The organism is Marinospirillum alkalitolerans, from assembly GCF_045055655.1.
Classification (GTDB): Bacteria; Pseudomonadota; Gammaproteobacteria; order Pseudomonadales; family Halomonadaceae; genus Marinospirillum; species Marinospirillum alkalitolerans.
Genome location: NZ_JBANFI010000003.1, coordinates 98,138 through 122,102, shown reverse-complemented (window position 1 = coordinate 122,102; position 23,965 = coordinate 98,138). Strand labels below are relative to the sequence as shown.

At 52.6% G+C, this 23,965-nt stretch carries 21 protein-coding genes and 1 tRNA gene; 14 read left to right on the top strand and 8 right to left on the bottom strand.

Translation table 11 applies throughout. The features are described 5' to 3' along the window. Nucleotides 1-55: 55 nt before the first annotated feature. From djlA to V6U78_RS05515, 3 genes are read right to left on the bottom strand one after another with little or no spacing between them, the layout of a single operon-like run. Complete coding sequence (djlA, locus tag V6U78_RS05525) at nt 56-898, bottom strand: co-chaperone DjlA (RefSeq protein WP_405338253.1); 843 nt, start codon at nt 896-898, stop codon at nt 56-58. Then, nucleotides 895-1,578: a nucleotidyltransferase family protein gene (locus tag V6U78_RS05520; protein ID WP_405338251.1), complete on the bottom strand. Its 684-nt coding sequence runs from the start codon at nt 1,576-1,578 to the stop codon at nt 895-897. Before V6U78_RS05520 ends, djlA begins: the two co-directional genes overlap by 4 nt. Before the next feature lie 58 nt (nt 1,579-1,636). Continuing rightward, entirely contained in the window at nt 1,637-2,707 is a 1,071-nt protein-coding gene (locus V6U78_RS05515) for an aminoglycoside phosphotransferase family protein (RefSeq protein ID WP_405338249.1), read from the bottom strand. Here V6U78_RS05515 and V6U78_RS05510 point away from each other — a divergent pair. The 6 genes from V6U78_RS05510 to glpE all read left to right on the top strand — a co-directional run bounded on the left by V6U78_RS05510 (nt 2,706) and on the right by glpE (nt 10,030). Further along, entirely contained in the window at nt 2,706-5,495 is a 2,790-nt protein-coding gene (locus V6U78_RS05510; protein ID WP_405338247.1) for an LPS-assembly protein LptD, read from the top strand. The two genes, V6U78_RS05515 and V6U78_RS05510, sit on opposite strands and share 2 nt — an antisense overlap. Before the next feature lie 111 nt (nt 5,496-5,606). Further along, entirely contained in the window at nt 5,607-6,917 is a 1,311-nt protein-coding gene (locus V6U78_RS05505) for a peptidylprolyl isomerase (protein WP_405338245.1), read from the top strand. Continuing rightward, nucleotides 6,917-7,891, top strand: coding sequence for a 4-hydroxythreonine-4-phosphate dehydrogenase PdxA (pdxA, locus tag V6U78_RS05500; RefSeq protein ID WP_405338243.1), 975 nt, complete (start codon nt 6,917-6,919; stop codon nt 7,889-7,891). The genes V6U78_RS05505 and pdxA overlap by 1 nt, the downstream gene beginning before the upstream one ends. 45 nt (nt 7,892-7,936) lie before the next feature. Further along, the gene (gene rsmA / locus V6U78_RS05495; RefSeq protein WP_405338241.1) at nt 7,937-8,737 is read left to right on the top strand and encodes a 16S rRNA (adenine(1518)-N(6)/adenine(1519)-N(6))-dimethyltransferase RsmA; all 801 of its coding nucleotides are present in this window, start codon (nt 7,937-7,939) and stop codon (nt 8,735-8,737) included. Between the two features lie 28 nt (nt 8,738-8,765). Continuing rightward, the gene (locus tag V6U78_RS05490; protein ID WP_405338239.1) at nt 8,766-9,581 is read left to right on the top strand and encodes a symmetrical bis(5'-nucleosyl)-tetraphosphatase; all 816 of its coding nucleotides are present in this window, start codon (nt 8,766-8,768) and stop codon (nt 9,579-9,581) included. A gap of 131 nt (nt 9,582-9,712) precedes the next feature. Next, complete coding sequence (gene glpE, locus V6U78_RS05485; RefSeq protein WP_405338237.1) at nt 9,713-10,030, top strand: thiosulfate sulfurtransferase GlpE; 318 nt, start codon at nt 9,713-9,715, stop codon at nt 10,028-10,030. 58 nt (nt 10,031-10,088) lie between these two features. Here the strand turns inward: glpE and V6U78_RS05480 are convergent, their stop codons facing one another. Together V6U78_RS05480 and V6U78_RS05475 are read right to left on the bottom strand one after the other, a co-directional pair. Next, the gene (locus V6U78_RS05480; protein WP_405338235.1) at nt 10,089-11,309 is read right to left on the bottom strand and encodes a flagellar assembly protein T N-terminal domain-containing protein; all 1,221 of its coding nucleotides are present in this window, start codon (nt 11,307-11,309) and stop codon (nt 10,089-10,091) included. Nucleotides 11,310-11,442: 133 nt separating this feature from the next. Further along, nucleotides 11,443-12,009 (bottom strand): LPP20 family lipoprotein, encoded by a 567-nt coding sequence (locus tag V6U78_RS05475; protein ID WP_405338233.1) that lies wholly within the window; start codon nt 12,007-12,009, stop codon nt 11,443-11,445. 213 nt (nt 12,010-12,222) lie between these two features. On the opposite strand from V6U78_RS05475, the gene V6U78_RS05470 reads away from it, so the two are divergent. Continuing rightward, complete coding sequence (locus tag V6U78_RS05470) at nt 12,223-13,353, top strand: polynucleotide adenylyltransferase (protein WP_405338232.1); 1,131 nt, start codon at nt 12,223-12,225, stop codon at nt 13,351-13,353. Here V6U78_RS05470 and folK read toward each other — a convergent pair. The 3 genes from folK to tsaD are packed head-to-tail and all read right to left on the bottom strand — an operon-like array spanning nt 13,331 to nt 15,352. After that, on the bottom strand, nt 13,331-13,915 hold the full coding sequence (gene folK, locus V6U78_RS05465) for a 2-amino-4-hydroxy-6-hydroxymethyldihydropteridine diphosphokinase (RefSeq protein WP_405338230.1): 585 nt from the start codon (nt 13,913-13,915) through the stop codon (nt 13,331-13,333). The two genes, V6U78_RS05470 and folK, sit on opposite strands and share 23 nt — an antisense overlap. Further along, entirely contained in the window at nt 13,912-14,292 is a 381-nt protein-coding gene (gene folB, locus V6U78_RS05460) for a dihydroneopterin aldolase (protein WP_405338228.1), read from the bottom strand. Before folB ends, folK begins: the two co-directional genes overlap by 4 nt. A 10-nt stretch (nt 14,293-14,302) precedes the next feature. Next, nucleotides 14,303-15,352, bottom strand: coding sequence for a tRNA (adenosine(37)-N6)-threonylcarbamoyltransferase complex transferase subunit TsaD (gene tsaD / locus V6U78_RS05455; RefSeq protein ID WP_405338226.1), 1,050 nt, complete (start codon nt 15,350-15,352; stop codon nt 14,303-14,305). Nucleotides 15,353-15,630: 278 nt separating this feature from the next. Here tsaD and rpsU point away from each other — a divergent pair, with 278 nt between their 5' ends. From rpsU to V6U78_RS05420, 7 genes are all read left to right on the top strand, one after another. Then, nucleotides 15,631-15,846, top strand: a complete 216-nt coding sequence (gene rpsU, locus V6U78_RS05450) for a 30S ribosomal protein S21 (RefSeq protein WP_292257229.1) — start codon at nt 15,631-15,633, stop codon at nt 15,844-15,846. A gap of 136 nt (nt 15,847-15,982) precedes the next feature. Beyond that, complete coding sequence (gene dnaG, locus V6U78_RS05445) at nt 15,983-17,836, top strand: DNA primase (protein WP_405338224.1); 1,854 nt, start codon at nt 15,983-15,985, stop codon at nt 17,834-17,836. A 177-nt stretch (nt 17,837-18,013) separates the two neighbouring features. After that, entirely contained in the window at nt 18,014-19,873 is a 1,860-nt protein-coding gene (gene rpoD / locus V6U78_RS05440) for an RNA polymerase sigma factor RpoD (protein WP_405338222.1), read from the top strand. Nucleotides 19,874-19,955: 82 nt separating this feature from the next. Next, nucleotides 19,956-20,032: transfer RNA gene (locus V6U78_RS05435), tRNA-Ile, on the top strand. 242 nt (nt 20,033-20,274) lie between these two features. Beyond that, complete coding sequence (gene rfbB / locus V6U78_RS05430) at nt 20,275-21,357, top strand: dTDP-glucose 4,6-dehydratase (protein WP_405338220.1); 1,083 nt, start codon at nt 20,275-20,277, stop codon at nt 21,355-21,357. A gap of 177 nt (nt 21,358-21,534) precedes the next feature. Beyond that, nucleotides 21,535-22,755, top strand: coding sequence for a flagellin lysine-N-methylase (gene fliB, locus V6U78_RS05425; RefSeq protein ID WP_405338218.1), 1,221 nt, complete (start codon nt 21,535-21,537; stop codon nt 22,753-22,755). Nucleotides 22,756-22,770: 15 nt separating this feature from the next. Continuing rightward, the gene (locus V6U78_RS05420) at nt 22,771-23,958 is read left to right on the top strand and encodes a UDP-N-acetylglucosamine 4,6-dehydratase (protein WP_405338216.1); all 1,188 of its coding nucleotides are present in this window, start codon (nt 22,771-22,773) and stop codon (nt 23,956-23,958) included. Nucleotides 23,959-23,965: the final 7 nt, after the last annotated feature.

The window sequence follows — 23,965 nt, the reverse complement described above, 5'->3', positions numbered from 1 at the left end:
CAATAAGTTGGATTCTGAGTCGATTAGGCTCAGAAGAAAAGCCTATTCGTGTAATTCAAAGTTGTCGCACTTTTTTTAATAAGGCATAAGCCTGCTGGATGTCCTGGGTTTTTTCTGTGGCCTTTTCCAATGCGCGATCGGTCAGGCCCTGGGCCACGAGCTTATCTGGATGATGTTGGCTCATCAGGCGGCGATAGGCGAGCTTGATCTCCTCATCAGAGGCCGTGCTATTGAGGCCCAGCTCATGATAGGCCGCCAGTAACCCCGCTTTTTCTTGCGTGGCCTGCCCTTGGCGGTTGTATTGCTTATGCTGCTGGCGTTGCTGCTGTTGATCGCGGCGTCTTTGTAAGCGTTCGAGTTCCACCAGGCTGAGCTGGAGGATGGGCAGCAGGGCCTTGAGTCGTGCGATCTGGGCCGGATGCGGGCCACCCTTGGCGTAGCTGATCGTCAGCAGATGATCAAGGAGTTCAAGTCGCTTGGCTTTATTGGAGCGGTAGCGCTGGCTGAAGAGCGTGAGGCGACCTTCAATCTGGCTATTGGGCATCTTGCCTTCATTGAACAGCTGAATGGCCTCTTGGCGCGCTTTGGGTTTGAGTTTCAGTTGCTTAAAAATGCCTTCAGCAGCGGCGATTTCTTGTGGGCTGACCCGGCCATCCTGCTTGGCAATATGGCCAAGGCAAACAAACAGAGCGTGGCGATACACCTGCTCTGCTGGTTGCGCGATTTTAAAAGGAGAGCCAAATCTGAGACGTGGCAAACGCGCCCAGAGGTGTTCACGATGGTAGTCAAAGCTATGTCCGAGAATGATCCCCAGCGCAAAGCCGATCCAGCCTCCAAGCAAAAAGCCGATGCACGCTCCGCCCGCCTTGCCTGCAAAGTGAGGCCAGCGCCATTTCATCGTGCGGCCCCCGTCAAGTGTGTGTGCAGTGCTTCTAGCCGCTCAGGTGTGCCGACATCCATCCAGCCTTGGGTGTAAAGTGCAGTGCTGAGTCGCCCTTGTTCAAGCGCCTTGTGCAGCAAGGGGGCGAGCTTAAAAGCCCCTGTTCGTGGCTCACCAAAGGTGGCTACTCGTTGCGCTGTGCTGAGCAGCTCTGGTTTGAGCAGGCTGCATCCAGAAAAGGTGGCGCGCTGCCCTGTGTCTTGCAGCACAAAATCGCCATCAGGATGATGGGGTGGGTTAGGCACCAGCCAGAGCCGACCCAGCTCCTCTGCTTCTAGTTGCGGTGCGCTCGGCAGGCTGTCGAGCCAAATATCGCCATTGATCAACCAGAAGGGGGCGGGATCAAGCAGTGGGAGGGCCTGCAGCAGGCCGCCACCTGTTTCAAGAAGCTGAGCCTCTTCTGAAAAGATGATCTCTAGCTCAACTGGGGCGGATTGTTTGACCCACTGGCGCAGCTGATCAGCGAGGTAATGCAGGTTGATGACCACGCGCTGTATGCCAGCCGCAACCAGGCGATCCAAATGCCAGGCCAGCAGAGGACGCCCGGCGACGCTCAGCAGGGGCTTGGGGCAATCGAGTGTCAGCGGGCGCATCCGCCTGCCTTCGCCTGCTGCAAAAATCATCGCTTGCCTGATCATCTGGATAGATTCAACTCCTGAACATAAAAGGTGGCTGACTTGCCTCAGTCTGATCCTGTCACTGGGTGAGCCGATCGAGCTTGGCATCAAGACGCGGTGCCAGCTGCTCACGAAACCACTGCTCTATAACGGCCAGTTGTGGGTATTTCTTGAGTGCTTGAAGAAGATGCTGGAAGGTCAGTGGTAAATCCTGCAAATAGGCACTTTTTCCATCACGCAGGGCCAGACGCACAAAGATACCCGCGACCTTAAGATGGCGTTGCATCCCCATCCAGTCATACCACTGCACGAACTGTGCTGGATCTTGCTGTTGTAATTGGGGGTGCTGCTGCTGGAAATCGGCGAGCCACTGGGCTTGCTGAGCCGCAGGCCAATCTAAATAAGCATCCTTGAGCAGCGACACCAGATCATAGGTGATGGGGCCGCAGACCGCATCTTGGAAATCGAGCAGGCCGAGTGTGGGTGTGGGGTGATCTAGGCACATCAGATTGCGTGAATGATAATCACGGTGCACAGTGACCTGAGGTTGGGCCAGTGCCTGAACAATCAGTTGCTGCTTCCAATCTGCCCAGCCAGCGGGGCGGGTGTCGATACCCAGCCAGGTGTCTAAAAACCAGTGATCGAATAGATGCATCTCTTGCTCAAGAAGAGCGGTTGAATAGTGTGGCAGCTTGGTGGCTGAGGTGGCGGTTTGTAGATGCACCAACTGGCGCAAAGCGGCCTGATAGTAAGCTTGGCTCTGTGCACAGGGTTGGGTCATGACGGCTTGCATCAGCTGCTGATCACCAAAATCCTCCAGCAGTAAAAAGCCTTGGGTCTGATCTTCAGCCAGTAAAGCAGGGACGGCTACACCCACTGCTCGCCATTGGCGACACAGATCAACAAAGCTGGCGCAGGATTCTTTTTCTGGCGGCGCATCCATGATGATGGCCTGGCGATCTGGCCAGCGCGCGCGAAAGTAACGCCGAAAGCTGGCATCGCCCGCCACTTGGCTGAGTTGGCAGGGCGTGGGATCGATACTGATCAGCCAGGCCTTCAGTTGTTGCTCACGCGTGGCAGCCGGATCAGAGGCTGCGGCAGCCTCCTGGGCGATAGGGTCATAAGCCAGAGGAGAAGCCGACGAATGCATGATGGTGAAAGCCCTTGTGCAAGCAGAGAAAAACCTTGGCAGTGCCAAGTGCGAAGCCGCTATAATACTTGTTTTTCTCTGCTGGCGTCATCTGGCCTCGATCAAGAGTGGGCGTATTCAGTCAGAACCAGTTTTGTGGGGGCTGTCCTTGTTGCAAGCTCGCTGTCTTTCTTTCTTGTCCTTCTTTCCAAGCGCAAGGCGCGTGGCGCGGCTCAGTTGTTATGTGCTGGGTGGCTGGGTGCTGGGTGCCAGCTTAGCGCAAGCGCGTATTCCTGCGGATCTGCCCGCCCATCAGCTTGATTGGCAGCCCTTTGCATCACCGAGCGGTGTCTGCTGGGGTGAGTATGTTTCCCCGCTTCTTGATCTGCCGGAGCCTCATCTGCCGATTGATCAGGCGCGCTTGTTTGCCGAAGCGGATCAAGCAGGCTATTCGCCATCAGGTGGTGTGGATCTGCTGGGGCAGGTGCGTCTACGCCAAGGACCACTGTATCTTCTGGCCGATCGTGCACATTTAAATGCAGAAAGGACGCAAGCCCAGCTTGAAGGACAGCTGGAGGTGCGCCAAAACAATCTGCTGCTGCGTGGCGAGCGGGGTCTGTATCAGCTTCATGATGAGTACCTTCGCCTTGAACAGGCGCATTTTGTGGTGCATGACCAGCGTTTGCGCGGTGCCGCTTGGCAGCTCGAGCAGCTGCCCGATGGCCGTGTGGTGCTGCATCAATCGCGTCTGACCACCTGCGCTCCTGATGATCAGGCGTGGCGTGTGGTGGCCCAGCGGTTGGTGCTGAATCAAGAGAGCGGTTTTGGGGATGCCTGGCATGTGCGTATGGAGATTCAGCGCGTGCCGGTTTTTTACTGGCCCTATTTGCGCTTTCCGATCGATGATCGTCGCCATACAGGTTTGCTGACGCCCTCTCTGGCCTACTCTAGCTCGACAGGCCTAGATCTTGCACAGCCGATCTACTGGAATCTGGCACCCAACTATGATCTGACTTTTTACCCACGTTATATCGAGAAGCGCGGCAGCATGTGGGGTTTGGAGGCACGCTATCTACAAGCCAGTGATCAGGGCTTATTGTTTTATGCGCGGCTGGCCGATGATGAGTTAGCCGAGCAAGATCGCTGGCATTTTTCTTGGCATCATCATGGTCATTGGCCGGGCCAGCCGCTGCGCTATCAGCTGCATCTCGATCAGGTCAGTGATGGGCGCTATTTTGAAGACCTGGCACGCGGCCGCTTTGGTGAAGATGAAGCTGATGATCTTTTACAGCAGGTGCGTGTGGATTATCGCTGGCGGGCCTGGCAGTTGACGGCCAATGTACAGGGCTATCAAAAACTCAGCGTCAGCCGTGATGCACACTATACACTCTGGGATTGGCGCGCCGGACGTGAGGCTGGCAAACAGGATTATTTTCGTCTGCCTCAGCTCGAAGCTCGCACCCACCTGGCTCTTGGCGGTGGTTGGCAGTTGAACTGGCTCAGTGAGCTGACGCGTTTTGATCAGTTGTTTGATGAGCAGGTCAGCGAGCCTGGACGGATCCATCCTACACTGCGTCCCTTGCCCGGTGAATCTGAGGGCTGGTATGCCAGCCATTGGGGCGCCGCGCGTGCATGGCGGCTGCATTTAGAGCCCAGCGTGACGCAAGAATGGCGCTGGCCTTGGGCTTATATTCGTCCACGTGCGGCTGTGCGCTATAACCACTATTGGCTTGATCCCTACTGGAGCGAGCATCAAACATCTGCGCAGCAAGACTGGATAGAGACTGAGCCGGATATGCTGGTGCCGCTGGCAAGCCTGGATTTGGGGTTGTATTTAGAGCGTCAAGATGACCTCTTCGGCTGGCGTTATCGGCAGACCTTAGAGCCACGCCTCTTTGCGGCTTATATTCCTTTTGTCGAGCAGTACCAGATTCCAACGGCGTTTGATTCTGCACTCAGTGAATTTGATTTCAACCAGCTCTTTCGTGCCGAGCGCAGCACAGGCCGCGATCGTCTAGCCGATATCCAGAAGGTGACACTGGGTGTGACCCAGCGCTTGATTAGCCAAGAGGCTGGGCGTGAGGTGGGCAGCCTTTCGCTGGCGCGAGAGTTTTATCTCGACGATCGGCGTATTGCTTTGAGTTATCTGCATCCAGATGAAGAGCCACGTTTTGAGAATCTGCCGGTTGATGAGCGCCCCTATGATCAGGTGCGCCGCGCCTCTAACTATGCTGCCCAATTGAGCTGGAATATCACCACGGCTTGGCGTTTCAACACCCAGCTTTTGTGGGATGAGCAGCTGGGGGTGACAGATCGTAGCGCAACGCGTTTAAGCTACAGTCGGCCCGAAGGGCATCAGCTGAACTTCATGCACACTTACACCTCCAACTATGCGCAGGGGCTGCGAGGTCGCAATCCAACCTCTGAGGATCTGGATCACAGTGGCTGGAGCTATCGTGATCGTGCAGAAGAGCAGTATGCGGTGTCGGGTTTATATGTCTTAGATGAACAGTGGCGTTTTTTTGCTAAACTCGGCTACGACTGGAAGCGTGATGAGCGCACCGAAAGCCTAGCAGGTTTAGAGTACAACTCCTGCTGTTGGCAGGTACAACTGGTATGGCGCAACTGGATGACCAATGTGAATGAAGCACCTGGTTTTGATGCTGAATTAGATGCCTTTCCAGCACGGAACCGTGATCGTGGTGTGTTTATTCGTTTTGAATTTAAAGGCTTGGGTGGAGCCGGTGCGGGTGGATCCACACGCGAGTTGCTGGGTACTGAAATCCCAGGGTACACCGATCGCCAGTGACTGCTTGCAGGGTCGCAATCAGGGGCCACCTATTTTGCAGTAGACAAGAAATTTTGCAGTAGACAAGAGCTTGATGCCAATTAAAGAGCGCATGAATAAGGGGCAGTAACTATGGGTAAGCAGCAGTATGCTGAGTGGAACAGATGGCGAGCTTTGGGGCTAGGATTGTTGCTGGGTCTGAGTGTGATGACGACTGTGCAGGCTGAGCCGCGTCTTCTGGATCGCCTTGTTGCCGTAGTCGGCAATGAAGCGGTGATGGAAAGCGAGCTAGAGCAGCGCTTGGAGCAGGTGCGCCTGCAGCTGAATGACCGCGGTGTCAGGCCACCACCTGCAGATCAGTTGCGACAGCAGGTATTGGAGCGCTTGATTCTGGATACTATTCAGCTGCAGCAGGCGCGTCAGGCTGGTATGCGTATCGATGACCAGACTTTGAATGCGACGCTCAATCGTATTGCCCAGCAAAATGGCTTGGATTTGCGCAGTTTTAGCCGTCAGATTGAAGCCGAAGGATTAGATTTTGCTCAGTTCCGCGAGCAGATACGCCAAGAAATGTTGATCGGTCAATTGCGTCAACGCCGTGTTGGTGAGCGGATTCAAGTCAGTGAGCAGGAGATCAATCACTACCTCAGCTCACCTGAGGCCATGGAACGTGAAGGGCGTGAGTTCCGTGTTGGCCATATTCTTCTGCCGCTGCCAGAGAACCCCACGCCAGAGCAAACCAGTCAGACCTTCGCTCGTGCGGAAGCACTGTTGGCGCGCTTGAATGCGGGTGAGGATTTCCAAACACTGGCGGTCTCCAGCTCGTCTGGAGATCAAGCGCTGCGCGGTGGTGATCTGGGTTGGCGTTCGGCCTTGGCTTTGCCCTCCTTATTCGCTGATCAAGTGGTCACCTTGCGTCCAGGTCAGAATGCGGGTCCTTTCCGTAGCCCCAGCGGTGTGCATTTGATCCAGCTGCTCGAAACGCGCGGTGGTGCTCAGCATCTGGTGCAACAAACACGCGCTCGTCATCTGCTGGTGGCGGTGAATGCGCTGCGTGATGATGCTCAGGCTCAGGCTGAAGCGCGTGCCCTGCATGCACGCATTCAGGCTGGAGAAACACTGGCCGATCTCGCCCGTCAGTATTCAGATGATCCAGGCAGTCGCCAATCCGGCGGTGAATTGGGCTGGGTGAGCCCCGGTCAGATGGTGCCTGAGTTTGAACAGGCGATGCAGCAACTGGCGGTGGGCGAAGTCTCTCAGCCTGTGCGCAGCGCCTTTGGCTGGCATGTGATTCAAGTCGAAGCCCGTCGGGAAGCCGATATGACCGCCAGTCATCGTCGTCAGCAGGTGCGTCAGCTCCTGGCTGAGCGACGCTTTGAAGAAGAAGTCGAGCGCTGGCTGCGTGAAATTCGTGCCACCACCTGGGTGGAGGTCAGGGGCTGATGAGTCTTCCGATTCTGATCACCCCGGGTGAGCCTGCAGGCATCGGCCCTGATTTAATTATCCAGCTGGCGCAAAGGGGCTGGTCGAGCCGCTGGGTTGTGGTGGCTGATCCTGCACTTTTAGAGGCGCGTGCGGCAGACTTAGCCCTGCCTTTTCAATACCAGTCAATCAGTGTCGATCAGCTGCATTGGGCTGATCAGCCAGGTGTTGTGCGCGTTCTGCCTGTTGCTTTAGCCGCGCCTGCTCAGGCCCAACAGCTGGATGTGCGTAATGCGCCCTATGTGTTGGACTGCTTGGCCTTGGCCACCGACTTGTGTCTTTCTGGGCAGGCTGCCGCGCTCGTTACAGGGCCGGTTCATAAAGGCATTATTAATCAGGCGGGGATGCCCTTTACAGGGCATACTGAGTATCTGCAAGAGCGTTGTGCTTGTGATCAGGTGGTCATGCTGCTGGCGACGCGTGATCTGCGCGTGGCCTTGGTGACCACCCATCTTCCGCTACGCGAGGTTGCCGATGCTATTACCGCAGAGCGCGTAGAGCGGGTGACCCGAATTCTTTATCAGGATTTGCAGCAGCGCTTTGGTTTGGCCCATCCACGTATATTGGTGTGCGGCCTGAACCCCCATGCTGGAGAAGGTGGACATCTGGGACGGGAAGAAATCGAGGTGATCGAACCTGTTCTTGCTCGCCTTGCTGCTGAAGGCTTAGGCGTGATTGGCCCCCTGCCTGCGGATACGCTCTTTACTGAGCAGCATTTGGCTGAGGCTGATGCCGTACTGGCGATGTATCATGATCAGGGGTTGCCTGTTCTGAAACACCGTGGTTTTGGGCAGGCCGCCAATATCACCCTAGGCCTCCCTATTATCCGCACCTCAGTCGATCACGGTACCGCACTGGATTTAGCAGGTACTGGGCAGGCGCATTTAGGAAGCCTGCTTACCGCACTGGACTATGCGGCCAACCTTCAGGCTTAAGCGGCTGAGTCCGCTTGGCCTTCATTTGTATACAGAGATTATTTTATGACTGCGGCAGTGCATGGTCACCAGGCGCGTAAGCGTTTTGGTCAGAATTTTTTACAAGATATGGGGATGATTGGTCGCATTGTGCGTGCGATTCGTCCTCAGCAAGGTGAGCATCTGGTCGAGATCGGACCTGGGATGGGCGCGATCACCGAGCAGCTGGTCGACTCAGGCGCGCGCTTGGATGCCGTTGAGCTGGATCGTGATCTGATTCCTGGGCTGAGAGTGAAGTTTTTTAATGCACCCAATTTTCAGGTCCATGAAGCCGATGCACTCAAGTTCGATTTCACCAGCCTGATGGATGATCAGCAGCCACTGCGTTTGATCGGTAATCTCCCTTACAATATTTCCACCCCCTTGATCTTCCACCTCTTGAGCTTTGGTACCTCAATAGTGGATATGCACTTTATGCTGCAAAAAGAAGTGGTCGACCGACTGGCGGCGCAACCAGGGACCAGCCAGTGGGGGCGATTGAGCGTCATGACTCAGTATGCTTGTCAGGTTGAATCCCTGTTTATTGTGCCGCCTGAGTGTTTTGTACCGCGCCCGAAAGTCGATTCGGCCATCGTGCGCCTGACCCCTCAACCACCTCAGCATCCTGCTGAAGATCTGCAGCTGCTGTCGGATACCGTTCGGCAGGCCTTTGGCCAGCGCCGTAAAACCCTGCGTAATAACCTGAAGGGCCTAGTGGATGAGGCTGGATTTGCCGATGTGCAGATTGATCCCAGTCGTCGCCCTGAAACCCTGACTGTTGCTGAATTTGTTGCCCTAGCAAACTGGCGCTTTCGGCAGGCGGGGTAAACGCTTCGTAAGACAAGAAGGAAAGCCTATGGCCACCTATGCTGTTGGAGACCTCCAGGGTTGCTATGACGAACTCAAGCAACTCCTTAAGAAAATAGACTTTCATCCTGCACGTGATCGCCTCTGGTGTGTTGGCGATCTGGTGAATCGTGGTCCAGGCTCTTTGGATGTATTGCGCCTGATCACCGATCTTGGCTCCAGTGCGCAGGTTGTGCTGGGGAACCATGACTTTCATCTGCTCGCTGTGGCCCAAGGGCTGCGTAAAACCAAGCGTTCCGACACTTTGGATAAACTACTGAAGGCGAAGGATGCTCCGCAACTCTTGGCCTGGCTCGCGCAGCAGCCACTGTTGCATTACGATGCCGAGCTAAATGCGGTGATGACCCATGCCGGTATCCCGCCGATCTGGAGTCTGGCCCAGGCTCAGGCCTTGGCTGCGGAGGTGGAGCTTGAGCTGCGCTCTTCTCGACAGCGCGATTTTTTAAGCCGCCTCTTTGCCAATGATCCACTTTGCTGGTCAGATCAGCTCACTGGCGCTGAGCGTCATCGTGCCATCGTCAACTACTTAACGCGGATGCGCTTTTGTCGTGCCGATGGCACTTTGGAGCTAGAGACCAAAAGTGAAGCCGCGAATGCGCCCGTGGGTTATGCACCTTGGTTTCACTATCCGAGTCAGATCGCACCGCAGACACGTTTGCTTTTTGGGCACTGGGCTGCATTAAAAGGACGCACGGGGCGTGCGGGGATTTTCTCTTTGGATACAGGTTGTGTCTGGGGGGAGTGTCTCACTGCCTTACGCCTTGAAGATCAGCAGCTTTTTCAGGTACCAGCGCAGAAGAAATAACACTGGGCGTCCAGCATCAGCCGATTAAAACAGGCTAGGGAACCTCTGATCAACGTTAAGAGCGCAGTATCACCCAGCGCAATAGTTAATCAGAGGCTTCCTAGATATTAACAAGAACCAGGAGTCATGAGATGAGTTTTAAAAATCTACAAGCCCATGAAGCACTTGCTTGGCTAGAATCCGATCAGGCCTTGTTTGTCGATATTCGTGATCCCCAATCCTATGCGGCTGGCCATATTCGTGGGGCGCTGGCACTGAATAACGATAATGTGGCTCAGTTCGTGCGCGAGCAAGACAAGACGCGCCCTGTGGTGGTGTGCTGCTACCACGGTATGAGCAGCCAGAATGCAGCGCAGTTCTTGTTTGAGCAAGGATTTAGCGAGGCCTATAGCCTGGCTGGTGGCTATGAGCAGTGGAAACACCTTTACCCTGAGCAGTGTACAGCCTAGGTGGTTATGCTGAGACAAGATCATAAAAAAGAGCCCTAGAGCTCTTTTTTATTGGCGTTTACCAAGCAATGACCAGGTCACCGACTTGTATATTTAGCATCTCAGGTAGGGCACCAAGGCGGCCGCGAGCAAAGTTAGGTTGAATGCGCTCAAGGCTCAGCGTCAGATCCACGGGGACCAGCTCAGTAAAGGGACGCTGTGTTTGATCATAAAAGGTATTCAGTCGATAAACGCTCAGCGTATCTCCTGGCTGGAGGCCAGCATCACTGCCTGCATCAATATAGATGTGTCGATTGTCGGTGCGGGTAATCCGTGCCATAAAAGGCTGGCAGCCCACCTGGACATGTAGATCGGCGACCATCTGCTCGACCAGTTCATCGACCTTCTGACCGAAATCAATTTCCCAAAAACGTGGTGTTGCAAAGCCGACACGTTCGGTACGGTTCTCTGTCCAGTTGCCAGTGGTGGTATAGCGGCGGCTGGTAATCAGCTCACCACTAAAGCCATCGTGGATAAACAGATCAACCTGAAACTCACGTGCAAAGCGTTCCCCACGATAGCGCGTGCGTTCATAAAGTCCAGCAAGAACAGGGCGCTCACTGGCGAGATCTGGGTGGAGTAGATCCAAGCTGCGTACCACGCCAGTCAGCACATATTGAGCACCCAAGCGTGTGGCTGTATCGACAGCAGTGGTTAAACGCCCTTGATCATTGACAGTGGTCGGGATAGAAGACTGATCAGCATAGAGCTGAAAGCGTACGGCATCGAGAACACGCAAGCGTTCTTCATTTTGCAGGCGCTGCAGCAATTCGCGCGGTAGACGCTCGCTGATATCATGCAGTGCGCCCATATTGGCCGACAAGGGGCGCTCTAAGTGGAATTGACTAATCGCCAGGCTGCGGCGATAGCCATTGGCATAGTTGCCGCCCTCGCACTGACCGCTACTTTCAATTCTGGCGCGGACTCTGACCAGCATCATGCCTTGCTGAATGCGCTCTTCAAGAATCTGCATTTCGCTAATGCTGCTTTGAGTGTTAATCGAGAGCTGATCTGTATGGACTTCGCCACGGCTCATCGCTTGGTAGCCATTGATATGCAGCGCACCTTGAAAGCTGGCTTGGCGCAGTGCATCGCGGATAGCAGCACGTCTGGCAGCCACCAAATCCTGGTGTTGCACTACGGCTGTACCTGTGGCTTCAACCCAATAGGCGTGAGCCGGCCAACCCAGCACGACCAGCAGAAGAAAAACAACCAGCTTTGAAAGGACAGATCTCGGCATGAGGCATTCCGTTGATGGGCAGAGTCAAAACAATAAAGGGAAGCCTTGTTGCAGGCCTCCCCATAAAACAAGCATCAGACAAGCTTTGATTGACTCGGTCTATGAGTCATATCAGAGCGGCCGCTGCTAAAAATCAGTTCAGATGATAGCGCTGGCGTGGCTGAGCTTGTGAGACCGGTAGTCGCTGTGAGGGGTGCTCGCCATGAACCGTATTCTGTGAGCAGATCGGATCAGCGGCCATAGAGCTCCCTTGTAGCATACAGTGTTGGAAGCGTGGCTCAAGCACCAGTTCCATTTCGGTTTCAAAAACACCGTTGACTTCACGTGTGGCAACAACCTTCGCACCACGAATGATGTTATCTACATAGCCACGAATATGGTCGTCACGGGTGGCCAGATTCTGAACGGTGGTGCTGCCTTGAATACGCGTACCATAAACACGCTCAGCGAGCGCGCGATAAGCATCCATTTTGGACGCCCGCATTGCTAGGAGACGACGTTGATTGGCGTTGGTTTGCACATCTGTAGCAGCAGACGGCGCACCATGGCCTTGTACGCGAATCACAACGGGATCAAATTGCCCAAGGATATAAGTATGACCTGAGGTTGTCGCCGGTTGTTGCTGGCGCTGATTGGCGCAACCTGCTGTTAAAGTCAGGCCGGCAATGATTAGGCCAGTGCAGAGTGTTTTCTTAAACATGTCGTCTCCCAGATGTGAAATTCTTATTCCTGCTGCAGCACTTGTTGTATTTTATACCCACTGAACCAAAGCCACAGCTTTTTGTTTGTAACAAAAAGAGATTCTTTTGGCGAGTGGTGTATTAAGCAAGAGCAGAGTTAATCTTGTTGAAATTGAAGAGCTAAACTGGAAATCGGCCATCATCGCAGAAAGTTTAGCCCGAAGAGGTCAAGAATGCAGATTTATCTTGTTGGTGGTGCGGTGCGTGATCGGCTTTTAGGCTTGGAGGTTGTTGATCGCGACTGGGTGGTGGTGGGTGCAACACCTCAACACATGCTTGCCCAAGGTTTTCTTCCTGTGGGGCAGGATTTTCCGGTGTTTTTGCACCCCCAAACGCATGAAGAATATGCGCTGGCACGCACAGAACGCAAATCAGGCCGAGGCTATAAGGGGTTTCAAGTGTATGCTCAGGCGGATGTCACGCTAGAGGAAGATCTGCTGCGTCGTGATCTGACGATTAATGCGATGGCACAAACAGCGGACGGCAAGCTGATAGATCCTTATGGCGGTCAGCGAGATTGTGAGCAGCGTTGGTTGCGGCCTGTTTCCGCTGCTTTTGCTGAAGACCCGTTGCGTGTGTTGCGTTTAGCGCGCTTTGCTGCGCGCTTTGCAGATTTGGGGTTTCGTATTCACCCTGAAGCGCGGGCCTTGGTTGCGCAACTCATCGAACAGGGTGAGCTGGCCGAACTGACGCGTGAACGGGTGGCGCAGGAGGTGCAGCGCGCGGTGATGACCAACCACCCTGAGGTTTTCTTTGCTCAGCTTGATGCGCTTGGGGCCTTAAGTGCTCTTTCGCCTGATTTTGCGCACTATTGGCAGGCGCACGCCGCCTTGTTAACCACACGCTTGCAGATGGCTGTCAGCCATCACGCCAAGGTCGAGACACGCCTTGCTTTGCTTTTATATGGGCAAGATCCCGCTGAGTTAACCCAGCAGCAAGCGATTTGGGGCTGGCCTAAGGCTGCGCTTGCCTTGGTGGCAAAGATGCGCACTGCGGCCCAGCATGCGATAGGTCACATACTCACCCCTGAAAACCTGATTGATCTTTTAGATCAGCTGGATGCTTGGCGCCAGCCTGAGCCAGCGTTGCATGCGGTCGAGGTCTTGAGCTGGATACGAGAAGACTGGCCCGTGAAGCCGATAGCCCAGGCCTATCATCTTGCGGCACCGCTTTCGGCCAAAGCCTTTGTCGAGGCAGGATTGCGCGGCCCAGCTGTTGGTCAGGCCTTGCGTCAGCAGCGTCAGGAAAAGGTGGGTGAGGTGCTCTTTGCCAGAGAGGATGTCAAGCTGTCGCCATCCAAGTGAAGGTGACTGGCCGCATCACCTGCTCTGTATGAGCATGGGCTGACCAAAGCTCTGCGTAACTCTGTTGGTAGCCGGCTGGTGATTCATTGGGTATCAGTTCCGCCAGAGGGCGAAGCACAAAATCGTGTTTGAGCAGCTGCGGATAGGGCAGACGCAGTTGCCGCTGCGCCTGATCATCGAGCGGATAATCCCCCTGAAAGTCTCCCCAGCTGATCAGATCCAGATCCAGAGCGCGGACATAGATGCTGCGATCTTCTGGCATCAAGTATTTAGTATCCGCTTCTAGGGATTTAAAAAACCGCTGGAGTTGATCTGGCGTTTGCTGCGTCATAAATCCAGCGACCAGATTGTAAAAGGGGGCGCACTGCTCCACCTTGATGCCAACAGGCTGGGTTTCATAAACACGGCTGACGATCAGTGGGCCAAAGGCGGCTTGCAGCGCATCGAGTGCACGACCTATCTGGAAGTGACGCTCGTGGTTGCTACCCAGGCTGACCCAAGCACGGACTTGGCTGGCAGTGGCTGTGACGGTGGGCGCTGTGACGGCTGATGTTGAACTCATGAGGTGGCTCGCTGGCGAAAAATCCGCGCCCCAACGCCTTGGGCTTGTGGGACGGCTTGAAGTTTGCGTAGTGTGAGCTGTACTGCCGTTATTGGATGCTGCTGTAAGAGATGTTGTGCCATTTTTTCAATCAGCGTCTCCACCAGATCATGATGTTCTGCTTGTGCTAAGGCCATCAGCTCTTGGCTGACCTGTGCGTAATCGACACTCAGGCTCAAATCCTCTGCTGCCGCGGCCGCTTTTAAATCCACATAAAGGCAGGCATCAAGGCTGAGGGGCTGAGGGGTGTTTTTTTCCCATTCATAGAGACCCAGTGAGGCCTCAAAACGCAACTGATCGATCAGAATCTGATCGTGAGTCTCTAAAGAAGAAAGCATAAAAAATCACTTATGAAGTCAAAGAAGAGGTTGCCAGTGGGTTGAGTTCAACCAGTGGCCAGCGTGGGCGAAGTGCAGGAGGTGGACTGGCATCCTGCTCACCTGCGGCAAGGCGGAGTGCGCCCGCGAGTGCGATCATTGCTCCATTATCGGTGCAGTAGGCGAGAGCGGGATAAAAAACCTCGCCGCCCATACCTTGCAAGAGTTGGTCTAGGCGTTGGCGCAGCGCTAGATTGGCACTCACACCGCCAGCCACAACCAGGCGAGTGTAGCCGGTGTGCTTCAGCGCACGCTTACATTTAATGGTGAGCGTATCCACAACTGCATCTTGAAAAGCCCAGGCGACATCGGCCTTGGCCTGCTCATCGAGTGTGTTGGCCGCCTCAAGCTCGCGGATACAGGTGAGCGTGTGGGTTTTAAGGCCGCTAAAGCTCAGATCCAGTCCAGGGCGATTGGTCATCGGGCGAGGAAAGGCAAAGCGATGAGGCGTGCCTTGCTGAGCCAGTGCAGCTAAGCGTGGGCCACCGGGATAGCCAAGCTGCAGTAATTTGGCCGTTTTATCAAAGGCCTCGCCAGCGGCATCGTCAACAGATTCACCCAAGAGTTGATAGCGGCCGATGGCTTCAACCTGAATCAGCTGGGTGTGCCCGCCTGAGACCAAGAGCGCGACAAAAGGAAAAGCTGGAGGCGCTTTGTCGAGCAAAGGTGCAAGCAGATGGCCCTCCATATGATGCACGGCCAATGCAGGGATACCCAGTGCCAGCGCTAGGGCGCGCGCCATACAGCTGCCGGTCATCAGTGCGCCGATCAAACCGGGCCCAGCCGTATAGGCGATAGCATTCAGATCACTGAGAGGGCGCTGTGCCTGCTGCATCACTTGATGAACCAGCGGTACCAGCTTACGCAGATGGTCGCGCGAGGCCAGCTCTGGGACCACGCCGCCAAATTCGGCGTGGAGCTCCACCTGACTATAGAGGGCATCGGCCAAGAGGCCTTGTTCGGTATCATAAAGCGCGACGCCGGTTTCATCGCAGGAGGTTTCTATTCCCAACACTAGCATGGTGATGACCTGTTTATTCAGCGGCTTGGCCTCAAGCTCAGCCGATGATGACACAGCTTGAGAGGGCAAAGGAGGGGAGTATAAAGGAGGGCAGAGCAGGGGAAAAGGTGCAAAGAGAGAAACTCTATTTGTGCTGAGCGCCTTTCATCAGTATAATTTTTGACTTGCTGTAAATGATGTCAAGCCAATTTTGGCTAAGAGTGCTGGTTTTGGCTAAGCGCGCTTTGCTTACAGCATGTCAACCTAAAACTAACTTGTCTCTTAAGGACGGTGATTGAATGCCTGCTGTTAAAGTCAAAGACAATGAGCCGTTTGACGTCGCGTTGCGTCGCTTCAAGCGTTCTTGCGAAAAAGCCGGTGTACTGGCTGATGTACGTCGTCGTGAGTTTTACGAAAAGCCCACTTCTGAGCGTAAGCGCAAGAAAGCCGCTGCTGTCAAACGTCATCAGAAGAAGCTTCAGCGCGAACAGCGTCGCTTCGAGCGTTTGTACTAAGCGCTGCGATGCAAAGGCCTTCGGGCCGGATGTCTGCGGTGAAGTTGTCTTGACCTGAGGCAACCCTGAAAGCGAGTCTTGTGATCAAGGCTCGCTTTTTGGTTTTTAAGAAGATGTGCAGTGATTGAGGTTGGTCATGGCAGGACGTATTCCCCAGGCTTTTATTGATGACCTGCTGGCTCGAACAGATCTGGCTGAGGTGATCTCTGCGCGTGTGCCGCTCAAAAAAGCGGGTCGCAATTGGACGGCCTGTTGTCCCTTCCATCATGAAAAAACACCTTCGTTTAATGTGATTCCTGATAAGCAGTTCTACTACTGCTTTGGTTGTCAGGCGAGCGGTAATGCGCTGAAGTTCCTGATGGAGCATGATCATCTTGAGTTTGTTGAAGCGGTTGAAGCCTTGGCCAGAATGCAAGGGATGGAGGTGCCGCGTGAAGAAAATCGCTCAACAGGGCAGCGCTTGCAAGAGCAGCAGGAAAAAGAACGTCAGGATGCTCGCTATCGCGTGATGCAGCAGGCCAGCCATTTCTATCAGCAGCAGTTGCTGACCCCCGCTGGGCAGGAGGCCTACCACTATCTGATCGAACAGCGCGGGCTGGATGCGTCAGTGATCGAGCGCTTTGCTCTGGGTGTGGCCCCGGCTGGCTGGGATGAGTTGAAAAACCACCTTGCTGCGGCGCATGTCCCTGAAGCCTTGCAGCTGGAGTTAGGCTTGCTGGCACAAAAAGAGGAGACAGGTCGTGTTTATGATCGTTTCCGCGAGCGAGTGATCTTTCCGATTCGAGATCTGAAAGGGCGCGTGGTCGCCTTTGGTGGGCGAGTGCTGGGGGAGGCTAAGCCTAAGTATCTGAACTCACCGGAAACGCCTCTGTTTCAGAAAAGCCAGACCTTGTACGGGCTCTATGAGGCGCGTCAGGCAGCTGGGCGTTTAGATCGTTTGCTGGTCGTTGAAGGTTACATGGATGTGGTGGCGCTTGCGCAGCAGGGGATACACTGGGCGGTGGCGACCTTGGGTACCGCCACCACCAGTGCGCATCTGCAGCAGCTTTTTCGTCTCGTCAATGAAGTCGTCTTCTGTTTTGATGGTGATCGTGCTGGGCAGCAGGCGGCACGCAAGGCCTTGGATGCGGCCCTGCCCTTGATGAGTGATGGGCAGCAGGCGCGCTTCTTGTTTTTGCCTCAGGGTGAAGATCCAGACAGCCTAGTGCGCCATGAGGGAGCGGGTTTGTTTGAGCAGCGTGTCAACCAAGCACAGCCCCTGGCTGAATTTTTGCTGCGTGAGCTACGTCAAGATCTGGATTTGAATCTGCTGGATGATCAGGCGCAACTTGCACAAAGGGCCAGACCGCCGCTCGCTGCGTTGCCCAAGGGTCTGCTAAAGCGTAGTTTGTTGCGCCGCCTTGTACAGCTGACTGGTTTGACAGAAGCGGATTTGCTGGATCATGCCGCGCCAGTGCGCAGTCCTGCGTCAATCGCGCCTGCTGCGCCGTCTTTTGCTGCTCAGTCAACGCATGGGGCTGCCTCTTCGGTGCCTGCTGTCAGCGCACCGAGTGCGTCTGGCTCTGATGCCATCGAGATGCGCCTGATTCGTCAGCTGCTCGGTGCACCCAGTGCACTACAGTGCCTTCCTGATGGTTGGCTGATGGGTTTGCCTGCAACATCGCGGCTCAAGCGTCTCTTTCAACCCTTGCTGGCTGCGCCTCATTTGACGACCCAGGTGGTGCTGGATTATTGGGCAGGCACAGCAGAAGAAGAATGGCTGCTCGCACAATGGAAGGCCAGTGGTGATCTTGGTTTGCCCCTGGCTGTGCGCGAGGCTGAAGTGTTAGCCCTGGTTGAGCGCTATCAGCAGCAGCAAGAAGAGCAACAGCGTGAGACACGCTATCAGCAGTTGATGGCGGCCTCTCAGGCTGGTGCAATCGGTGAGGCTGAGCGACAGGAGTTGTGGAAACTGATCCAAGAGGCCCACCAAAAAAAGCGCGCTCAATAGACGTTCAGCTAAAAATGGGCTATACTTTCGCGCTTATCACTAGGCAGTCTGCATTAAGCGCTGCTGTCCAAATAGAAAGCCATTGATTCAGTAGGGGTTTTATTTGGATAGCAGCGCCTAGGTCGTTCGCGACTGTCCTCTCATCCACGTTTCTTGCATAGCTGAGATAGGGGTTCTATGTCCGGGAACGCGCAGCAGCAATCTCGTCTAAAAGAATTAATCGCCCGCGGTAAAGAGCAGGGCTATTTGACTTATGCAGAAGTCAACGACCACCTGCCAGAGGAAATCTCTGATCCGGATCAGGTCGAAGACATTATCCGCATGATCAATGATATGGGGATTCCCGTCAGCGAGGAAGCCCCGGATATGGAAACGCTTCTGATGACCGACGGCGATTCCTCCGATGACGCCGCCGCCGAAGAAGCCGTGGCCGCCCTCGCCGCTGTCGAAAGCGATGCAGGACGTACCACCGATCCAGTGCGCATGTATATGCGCGAAATGGGCACAGTCGAACTCTTAACGCGTGAAGGCGAAATCGTCATCGCGAAGCGAATCGAAGAAGGGATTCGTGAAGTTATGCATTCGCTCGCCTATCTGCCCGGTGCGGTGGATAGTATTGTTGATGCCTATGATCAGGTCATTGAGGCCGAAACTGGCCGCCTGACTGATGTCTTCTCTGGTTTTATTGACCCTGTTGAAGATCTGCCACCTGAAGCCCCTGCGCCCATCCCTGCCAGTAGCAAAGCTGCTGCCAAGGATGACGATGACGAAGAGGATGAAGAGGAAGTTGAGGCGACGGATGAGGATGAAGAGGCCACCACCAGCGGCCCTGATCCAGAAGAAGCCCGTATTCGCTTTACTGCACTGCGTGAGCAGCTGGCTAAAGTCAATAAGTTGCTGGCCAAGCAGGGTTACCACCACGAAAAAACCCAAGCAGAGATGGAGCTGCTGGGTGAGATCTTTGCGCCCTTTAAGCTTGCCAATAAACACTATGAGCGTTTAGTCGGTCAGGTGCGCGATGCTGTTGGTGATATTCGTAGCCAAGAGCGTGAAGTGCTGCGACTGGCTGTGCGTAAGTCTGGTTTGACTAAAGCTGAATTCATTAGCGGCTTCCCAGGTCGTGAAACCGATACCACTTGGGTTGAAGAGCGCATCGCACAAGATGACGCCATCGCCAAGAAGCTTAAGCTCTATCGTCAGGATATCCAGCGTGCGCAGCGCAAGATTAAGGCTTATGAAGAAGTCTTTAATCTATCGATTGCTGATTTAAAAGAAGTCAACCGTCGTCTGTCGATTGGTGAGGCCAAAAGCCGTCGCGCAAAGAAAGAGATGGTCGAGGCTAACCTGCGTCTGGTGATCTCGATTGCGAAGAAATACACCAATCGTGGCTTGCAGTTTCTTGATCTGATCCAAGAAGGCAATATTGGCTTGATGAAGGCGGTGGATAAGTTTGAGTTCCGCCGTGGCTATAAATTCTCGACCTATGCGACTTGGTGGATACGTCAGGCGATTACGCGCTCAATTGCGGATCAAGCCCGTACGATCCGTATCCCTGTGCATATGATTGAAACGATCAACAAGATCAATCGTGTCCAGCGTCAGATGCTGCAAGAGATGGGGCGTGAGCCCACACCTGAAGAGCTGGGTGAGCGTCTTGAGATGCCAGAAGACAAGGTGCGTAAGGTATTGAAAATTGCCAAAGAGCCGATCTCGATGGAAACGCCGATTGGCGATGATGAAGATTCGCATCTGGGCGATTTTATCGAAGATACCAATCAAGAATCGCCGATTGATTCGGCTACTGGCGAAGGCTTGATTGAAGCCACGCGTTCAGTATTGTCTGGTTTGACGGCACGTGAATCCAAGGTACTGCGCATGCGTTTTGGTATCGATATGAATACCGATCACACCTTAGAAGAGGTGGGTAAGCAGTTTGATGTCACGCGCGAGCGGATACGTCAGATTGAAGCCAAAGCGCTGCGTAAACTGCGCCATCCTTCGCGTTGCGATTCCTTGCGTTCTTTCTTGGATGAATAATCCACGCTGAAATCACCAGAAAGTCTTGAAAGCTCAAGGCTTTCTGGTATGATTTTGCCACTTTGTTTTACCCCTTCTTGATGGGCCTATAGCTCAGTTGGTTAGAGCATCCGACTCATAATCGGCAGGTCGCAGGTTCAAGTCCTGCTGGGCCCACCATTTGCTCTCTCCTCCTTCGTTTGATTTCCACACCTGTTTGCATTTCTTTGCAGATTGCCCCCTTTTTGCATCTTCCTTTCTCGCTTCAAACTGCTAGACTCGAGTGCGGATTCAACTCTTTAACTCAAGAAACCATCGGTTTAACCGAAATAAAAGCACAGAGCTCTCAGGGATCAGCTGTTATCCTGGGGCGGTAGCGTACCTCGGCCGCAGTACATCGGATGTGGCTGTTGAGAGAAAACATGAAAATACTGGTTACAGGTGGTGCGGGCTTTATTGGCTCCGCAGTTATTCGGCATATCATCCACAACACCCTAGAGAGCCTGGTCAACGTCGACAAGCTGACCTATGCAGGCAATCTCGATAATCTAGTCAGTGTCTGCCAATCTCCTCGTTATGCTTTTGAGCAGGTCGATATCTGCGATCGTAGCGCTCTGGAACGTATTTTTAGCCAGCACCAACCCGACGCCGTGATGCACCTAGCTGCAGAAAGCCATGTGGACCGCTCCATTGATGGTCCGGCTGCCTTTATAGAAACTAATATTATCGGTACCTATACCCTGCTGGACGTCGCTCGCAGCTACTGGCAGGGGCTGGATAGCACGCGTAAACAGAAATTTCGGTTTCATCATATTTCCACAGATGAAGTCTACGGTGATCTACCGCACCCAGATGAAGATGCTCAGGCAGCACAAACACTTTTTACAGAAAGCACATCCTATTCGCCCAGCAGTCCTTACTCAGCCAGCAAAGCCAGCTCTGATCATCTGGTTCGAGCTTGGCACAGAACCTATGGCCTGCCGGTCATTGTCACCAACTGCTCCAATAACTACGGCCCTTATCATTTTCCAGAAAAGCTGGTGCCCCACATCATTCTGAATGCGCTGCAAGGCAAACCTCTACCTGTGTATGGCAAGGGGGATCAGATTCGAGACTGGCTGTATGTGGAAGACCATGCTCGCGCACTCTATAAGGTAGTGACCGAAGGCAAGGTTGGTGAAACCTACAATATCGGTGGCCATAATGAAAAACAAAACCTTGAAGTCGTCCAGCTGCTCTGCGAAATCCTGCAAGAGCTCAAGCCTCAGACAAGCCATTACCAAGACCTCATTACCTTCGTGAAAGACCGACCCGGTCATGATCGACGTTACGCCATTGATGCCAGCAAAATTGAGCGCGAACTGGACTGGAAACCGCAAGAAACCTTTGAAAGCGGTATGAGAAAAACCGTGCAATGGTATCTGGATCATAAACCTTGGTGGCAAAGCGTGCTATGTGGCGATGACCAGCTCAATCGCCTTGGGGCACCAGGGATGCAGGGTTAAATTTATGCTGGCCATCTCGATGTTCTATGGAATTCTTATCCGCCTCTATTATTTTGACAATGAAAAGCATCATAAACCACATATTCGTGCTCGCTACTAGAGCGAAACGGCTACTATTGTATTTTCGTCCAAAGATAAGCAGTCTCTAGCACTCCAACTAATCTTATAGGTTTTTATATGCAAAAAGATGCTCTAGCCCCACGCTATGCTCGGCAGTTTGGCTGTACGGGGCCTCGATGCCCGGATAACTGCTGCCAAGAAAACTGGACAATCTCGATTGATCACGATACTTATCAGCTTTATCGCCTTGATCCACAACTTGGCAAGCTGATGCAACCCTATTTGCAAGAAAACAACGATCTAGTCACCAAGGAGTTTTATCCAGCCACCTTAAAACAAAACATCAAAACAGGTGGATGTGACTTACAAGAAAAATCCGGTTTTTGTAAAATCCATAAAGAATTTGGTATTAATGCACTGAGTCATACTTGTGCAGTCTACCCGCGTCAGTATCAGCCTTTAGGAACAGATCAGCTTTTATCAATGAATGAATCCTGCCCTGAAGTTGCTCGCCATTTAATTGAGGATCAAGATGCTTTAGAGCTCGAGTTCGGGTCTGTTTATGCTTGGGATCGCTTGATTCTTGTTGATCAAACTGAGTTTAATGACGCATACCATAACCGCTATGCACTATTACAAGGTTTGATCACCATTTTAAGATATCGCGCAATCAGTCTAGAAAAAAGGCTTTTTATCTGTTCGCTATTAGTCCAGCGGGCAGAAAGAGTAATTGCAGAAGGCCAAGCGAGCGAGCTGAGCATGCAAGAACTGCTCGATCTTTTTAGCCAGTTGATTAATGAGGGATATTTTGATCAGCAGGCGGTCTTATTAAAAGAAAAAAATGATGGCGCGCTGGGTTTGTTTATCTTAAGTCGCCTTCTCGACTTACCTAGTAAAAAAGATAAGTTTAAAGAGGCGCTTGATCAAGTCACATCGGGCTTGGGGATTCATGATCACAAGAAACTGCATATGGATCATATTCAAGCCTTAGATAAGGCCAGAAAAAAGCATCTTTCATCACTTGAGAAGCAGTACCCGTGGATACTTGAAAATATCGTAGTGAACTGGGTTCTCTTTGGCCTTTTCCCTATCCACAAAGAACGCATCAAAGACGGCTGGCTGAGTATTACGACACGCTATCTACTCTTAAGATCGTTACTTAGCGGTATGGGCGCTGCAAAAAAAGGCTTAAAAAAAGAAGATGTTATTCAGCTCACTTATCTTTTTGGGCGCCAAGTTTCTAGTGCACCTCAGAGAATGGCGAGTTTACAACTAGAGCTTATTAACAAGAAGTTTGATGATCCAGCTTCTTTTGTGCGCGCTCTTTCTGAAATATAAATTATAGGGGCTATTTTGAATATCTATAAAGCTTTGGGAAGAAAGCATAGTATCTTTAGTCAAGACTTGGAGGTTTATCGTGACAATCTTGATGAATTAATCTTTTCTTCCTCTTTCCTGATTCTAGGCGGGGCTGGATCTATAGGTCAGGCCGTTGTCAAAGAAATATTTAAGCGTAACCCTAAAAAGCTTCATGTTGTTGATATTAGCGAAAACAATATGGTTGAGCTTGTTAGAGATGTTCGTAGTTCTTATGGTTATATTGAAGGGGATTTCAAAACCTTTTCTTTGGATATTGGTTCAATTGAGTATGACGCCTTCATTAAAGCAGGTGGGGGATATGATTATATTCTCAATCTTTCGGCTTTGAAGCATGTTAGAAGTGAAAAAGATCCCTATACACTCATGCGTATGGTAGATGTCAATATATTCAACACGGAGAAAACGCTTCAGCAGGCTATCCAGGCTAGTGCAAAAAAATATTTTTGTGTATCAACAGATAAAGCAGCAAACCCTGTTAATATGATGGGGGCTTCAAAGCGAATTATGGAAATGTTCTTAATGCGCCGAAGCTTGCAGTTAGATGTCTCTACTGCCCGCTTTGCTAATGTCGCTTTTTCTGATGGCTCTTTGCTGCATGGTTTTAATCAGCGCCTTGAAAAAGGTCAGCCCATTGTTGCGCCAAGTGATGTACGTCGTTACTTTGTCACACCAGAAGAATCAGGTGAGCTCTGTTTGATGTCTTGTCTTTTTGGTGATAATCGTGACATTTTTTTTCCAAAACTCAGCGAAAAACTTGATCTGATGTCCTTTGCTGATATTGCTGTAAAGTACTTAGTACAGAAAGGGTACGAACCTGTTTTGTGCCATGATGAAGATGAAGCTAGAGCACTCGTCAAATCTCTTCCTCAACAAGGTCAGTGGCCTTGTCTTTTTACTTCTAGCGATACAACAGGTGAAAAAGACATCGAAGAATTTTTTACTGCAAAAGAAACCTTAGATATGGATCGATTTAAGAGCCTTGGTATTATCAAGAATGAGGCCATTTTTGATGAATCATTGCTCGCTGATTTTGAAGATCGTATTAGTAAAATGAAGCGAAAGCTATCTTGGTCAAAACAAGAGCTAGTTGACTTATTTCACCACATACTTCCATATTTTGATCATAAAGAAACTGGTAAGTATTTAGATAGCAAAATGTGAGTCTACT

What these genes read in the sequence shown, in the direction of transcription:
- V6U78_RS05490 (WP_405338239.1), top strand. Translation starts at nt 8,766, where the DNA reads ATGGCCACCTATGCTGTTGGAGACCTCCAGGGTTGCTATGACGAACTC.
- dnaG (WP_405338224.1), top strand. Translation starts at nt 15,983, where the DNA reads ATGGCAGGACGTATTCCCCAGGCTTTTATTGATGACCTGCTGGCTCGA.
- fliB (WP_405338218.1), top strand. Translation starts at nt 21,535, where the DNA reads ATGCAAAAAGATGCTCTAGCCCCACGCTATGCTCGGCAGTTTGGCTGT.
- rpoD (WP_405338222.1), top strand. Translation starts at nt 18,014, where the DNA reads ATGTCCGGGAACGCGCAGCAGCAATCTCGTCTAAAAGAATTAATCGCC.
- djlA (WP_405338253.1), bottom strand. Translation starts at nt 898, where the DNA reads ATGAAATGGCGCTGGCCTCACTTTGCAGGCAAGGCGGGCGGAGCGTGC.
- folB (WP_405338228.1), bottom strand. Translation starts at nt 14,292, where the DNA reads ATGCTTTCTTCTTTAGAGACTCACGATCAGATTCTGATCGATCAGTTG.
- V6U78_RS05475 (WP_405338233.1), bottom strand. Translation starts at nt 12,009, where the DNA reads ATGTTTAAGAAAACACTCTGCACTGGCCTAATCATTGCCGGCCTGACT.
- rpsU (WP_292257229.1), top strand. Translation starts at nt 15,631, where the DNA reads ATGCCTGCTGTTAAAGTCAAAGACAATGAGCCGTTTGACGTCGCGTTG.
- tsaD (WP_405338226.1), bottom strand. Translation starts at nt 15,352, where the DNA reads ATGCTAGTGTTGGGAATAGAAACCTCCTGCGATGAAACCGGCGTCGCG.
- V6U78_RS05515 (WP_405338249.1), bottom strand. Translation starts at nt 2,707, where the DNA reads ATGCATTCGTCGGCTTCTCCTCTGGCTTATGACCCTATCGCCCAGGAG.
- rfbB (WP_405338220.1), top strand. Translation starts at nt 20,275, where the DNA reads ATGAAAATACTGGTTACAGGTGGTGCGGGCTTTATTGGCTCCGCAGTT.
- V6U78_RS05505 (WP_405338245.1), top strand. Translation starts at nt 5,607, where the DNA reads ATGGGTAAGCAGCAGTATGCTGAGTGGAACAGATGGCGAGCTTTGGGG.
- folK (WP_405338230.1), bottom strand. Translation starts at nt 13,915, where the DNA reads ATGAGTTCAACATCAGCCGTCACAGCGCCCACCGTCACAGCCACTGCC.
- glpE (WP_405338237.1), top strand. Translation starts at nt 9,713, where the DNA reads ATGAGTTTTAAAAATCTACAAGCCCATGAAGCACTTGCTTGGCTAGAA.
- V6U78_RS05510 (WP_405338247.1), top strand. Translation starts at nt 2,706, where the DNA reads ATGATGGTGAAAGCCCTTGTGCAAGCAGAGAAAAACCTTGGCAGTGCC.
- V6U78_RS05470 (WP_405338232.1), top strand. Translation starts at nt 12,223, where the DNA reads ATGCAGATTTATCTTGTTGGTGGTGCGGTGCGTGATCGGCTTTTAGGC.
- V6U78_RS05520 (WP_405338251.1), bottom strand. Translation starts at nt 1,578, where the DNA reads ATGATCAGGCAAGCGATGATTTTTGCAGCAGGCGAAGGCAGGCGGATG.
- V6U78_RS05480 (WP_405338235.1), bottom strand. Translation starts at nt 11,309, where the DNA reads ATGCCGAGATCTGTCCTTTCAAAGCTGGTTGTTTTTCTTCTGCTGGTC.
- rsmA (WP_405338241.1), top strand. Translation starts at nt 7,937, where the DNA reads ATGACTGCGGCAGTGCATGGTCACCAGGCGCGTAAGCGTTTTGGTCAG.
- pdxA (WP_405338243.1), top strand. Translation starts at nt 6,917, where the DNA reads ATGAGTCTTCCGATTCTGATCACCCCGGGTGAGCCTGCAGGCATCGGC.